The organism is Sphingomonas sp. (genome assembly GCF_019242355.1).
GTDB lineage: Bacteria > Pseudomonadota > Alphaproteobacteria > Sphingomonadales > Sphingomonadaceae > Sphingomicrobium.
In genome coordinates, this window is sequence record NZ_JAFAVR010000286.1 from 1 (window position 1) to 3,699 (window position 3,699).

Annotated in this window: 3 protein-coding genes; all 3 read left to right on the top strand. The window is 64.3% G+C overall.

The window, feature by feature from the left end:
- Positions 1-708: metallophosphoesterase (locus tag JOZ79_RS13945; RefSeq protein WP_294075365.1), on the top strand; the 708-nt coding region annotated here is incomplete at its 5' end.
- Positions 709-840: 132 nt separating this feature from the next.
- Complete coding sequence (locus tag JOZ79_RS13950; protein WP_294075367.1) at positions 841-1,524, top strand: polysaccharide biosynthesis/export family protein; 684 nt, start codon at positions 841-843, stop codon at positions 1,522-1,524.
- A gap of 36 nt (positions 1,525-1,560) precedes the next feature.
- On the top strand, positions 1,561-3,699 hold a 2,139-nt coding region (locus tag JOZ79_RS13955; RefSeq protein WP_294075370.1), incomplete at its 3' end, for a polysaccharide biosynthesis tyrosine autokinase.

Sequence of the window (3,699 nt, forward strand, 5' to 3'; positions counted from 1 at the left end):
GGTCACCGCGCATACGTCGTTGGCGACGTTCACGGCCGGCTGGACCTACTCGAGGAGCTGCTTGCCGAGATCGAGCTCGACGTGCGCTCGTCGCGACCAGAGAAGGCATTGCTGGTGTTCCTCGGCGATCTTATCGACCGTGGGCCCAATTCCGCGTCAGTGGTCGAGCTTCTCCGGCTCTATCGCTACCCGCCGCTAGAGGCCGTGTTCCTGCTCGGCAACCACGAGGAGGTGCTTCTGCGCATTCTTGGCGGTGAAGCCCAGATGATCGCTGACTGGCGCGTGTTCGGCGGCGGCGAGACGCTGATGAGCTACGGAGTCGAGCCGGAAGCTTTCGCCGGTCTCGACCAAGCCGCTTCGCTTGCGGTCGTGCGCAAGGCCATCCCGCCGCAGCACGTCGCTTTCCTGCAGAGTTTCGCGGATACCTGTCGTTTCGGCGATTATCTGTTCGTCCACGCCGGAATCCGGCCAGGAATTGATCTCGACCGGCAGAAGCAGGCGGACCTCCGATGGATCCGCGAGCCCTTTCTCAACGACGGCGGCGATCACGGCTTCGTCGTCGTTCACGGCCATACCATCTCCAGCGAGGTCGAGGAGCGATCGAACAGGATCGGCATCGACACAGGCGCCTACAAGACCGGAATCCTGACCGCGCTGGTCATCGACGGCGAGCACCGCCGCTTCCTGACGACTGCTGCGAACGAATAGCTTACGCTCCCGCCAGCGCATTGATTCCATCCGGTTTGAGCAGTAATCACGGCCGTGTCGGCAGGGTCCTGGGCGCCCGTTGCGCGTAGTTGGCGAGGTAGCTAGGTGTTTGCTGTTCCACGGGCCCGCGCGATGCAAGTGCTCGCCATCGTTGCCGCGGGGCTGGCCTTTGGCCTGGGCGGCTGCGCCGACAAGCCTGGCGGGCCGATTGCCTACAATGTGCCCATGGGCGTGCCCGACGCGCCGGTCGTCGCCAGCCTGGCCTCCGATTATCGCATCGCGCCGCTCGACACGGTATCGGTGAAGGTCTTCAAGGCGGACGATTTGTCGGGCGACTATCAGGTCGACCTGACCGGCCACATTTCAATGCCGCTGGTCGGCGAGGTCGAGGCTGCGAACCTTACTACGGCCCAGCTTGATGACAGGCTGACGCAGCTCCTGGGCCAAAAGTATTTCGAGCATCCTGACGTCAGCGTCGGGGTGAAGTCCTCGACGGCGCAGGCGGTCACGGTCGACGGCGCTGTCTTCAAGCCGGGCAGTTTCCCGCTTGTCGGAAGAACGTCCCTGATGCAGGCGGTCGCTCTTGCCGGTGGTACCACCGAGGACGCGAACCTACGCCGCATCGCGGTTTTTCGGACGATCAAGGGACAGCGTCAGGCTGCTGCGTTCGATCTTGCCGCCATCCGCCACGGTCAGGCTCCTGATCCGCAGGTCTATCCGGGCGACATCCTCGTCGTCGACGGTTCTTCGATCAAGGCAGGATTCAAGCGCGTCCTGCAGAGCTTCCCTCTCTTGTCGATATTCCGGCCGTTCTAGACTAGGCTGTCGGGCCAGCTCGGAGACGCTTCAGTCGTGAATAACAGCATCGCAGTGCCCAGTCAGGGCCCGTGGCCCCTGGGTCATTATGTGCCAGAGCAGACGGTTCACCTGCGGCCGGGCCAGCGAACCTATTCCGCCGCCTACCGTCTCGATTTTCCCGCGTTGGTCCGGATCGTCCAGCACTGGCGATGGCTGATCCTCGGCGCTCTAGCGATCGGCGTCGCCGGCGCGATCATCATCACGTTGCTGACCGCTCCCGTCTATCGCGCCTCCGTCACACTCGAAGCCAATCCGCCGACGGTCGAGGTGTCCGACGAGCAAACCCGCGAAAGTCATGACACGAGCGAGGACGCCTACGGGTTCATCGTCACCCAGGTCGGATTGCTGTCCAGTGAGACGGTCGCGCAGCGCACAGCTCAGGAACTGAACCTGGGAAACAACCCGGCTTTCGTGCCTCAAACGGGCGACGCCTCGACGCGCCTCAAGATTGCCGCTCGAAGAGTGAGGGGCGGCCTCAAGGTAGTCCCGCCGCAGGAAGGCAACCTGATCAGCTTCAGTTTCGATTCGACCTCGCCGCAGCTCGCGGCAATGGTTGCCAACGGGATTGCCGACAGCTTCATCAATTCGACGCTGCAGCGGCGCTATGAGGCGTCCGCCTACGCCCGCAATTTCCTCGAGCGACAGATCGGCAAGACGCGCGGCGACCTCGAGGCGTCCGAGCGATCGCTGGTAGCCTATGCGCAGCGCGAGGGCATCATCAATACCGCCGGCTCAGCGAATGGCGACAAGAATGGCAGCGGGAGCAGCGACGCCGGCTCGCTCCAGGGCGATACGCTGGTGGCACTCAATAGCGCCCTCGCAACCGCGACTGCTCGAAGGGTTGCCGCCGAGGGCGCTTATGAGGGCGCGCTCAATACCGGCCCGACGAGCGATGTCACAGCGGCCGGCCAGGTCCTCCGCCAGCAGCGCGCATCAATCGCTGCCGAATATCAGCAGAAGCGCACGTTCCTGAAGCCGGATCATCCCGACATGCTGAGCCTCAAGGCTCAAATGGACGAACTCGACCGGCAGATCGCCAGCGAGAGCTCGCAGGTTTCGTCGGGACGCAACAACAGCCTGCTTCAGGATTATCGGGCGGCACTTGCGGCCGAGCGGTCGCTTCAGGCGCGCGTCGCTGGGCTCAAGGGGGATGTCCTCAACCTGCGCGGCCGAAGCATTCAGTACAACATCCTCCAGCGCGAGGTGGACACCAACCGGACCCTCTATGACGCGCTGCTGCAGCGGTATAAGGAGATTGGCGTGGCCGGCGGGGTCGGCACCGCGCCGGTGTCCGTCGTCGATCACGCGGATACGCCCGGCTCCCCGTTCAAGCCGAACCTGATGCTCAACCTTCTCTACGGAATCGGCGCCGGGTTGCTTGCGGGCCTCGGCGGGGCAATCGGTCTCGAGTTCCTCAATGACACGGTGAAGACCCGCGAGGATGTCCGCAGCAAGCTTGGGCTCGCGTGTTTCGGAGCGGTGCCGAAGACCGGCGCCAACGAGTCGTTCGTCGATGCGCTTCGCAACCCTGCGTCGGTGGTCTCCGAGGCCTATTCGGCGATTGTCACAGCCCTTCGCTTCAGCACCGAGACGGGAACGCCTAAGACGCTGCTCGTCACCAGCAGCCAGCCGGGCGAGGGCAAGTCCTCGACCGCCCTCGCGCTTTCCCAGAATTTCGCCCGGCGCGGCAAATCGGTGCTGCTCGTCGACAGTGACCTGCGCAAGCCCGCGTTCCGGTCGGCCTCCGACGCGATCGGCCTGACCAAGCTGCTGACCAATGACGAAAAGCTGATCCAGCACATAACCGAGACCCAGCACGAGAACCTGTGGCTGCTGGCAAGCGGGCCGGTGCCGCCGAACCCCGCCGACCTTCTGTCGACCGGACGCATCCGGACCATCCTCAAGGAGGCGGCGGAGCGGTTCGACATTGTCATCATCGACGCCCCGCCGACGCTGGGCCTTGCGGATTCGCCACTGCTCGCGGCGGCCGCGGGCCACGTGATGTTCGTGGTGCAGAGCGGCCAGACACGAACTCGAGCGGCGATCGAGGCGCTGAACCGCATCGAGGCGACCGGGGCGAACGTGCTTGGCGTGACCCTGACCAAGATCACGGACTCGGTCGGCGGCTATGGC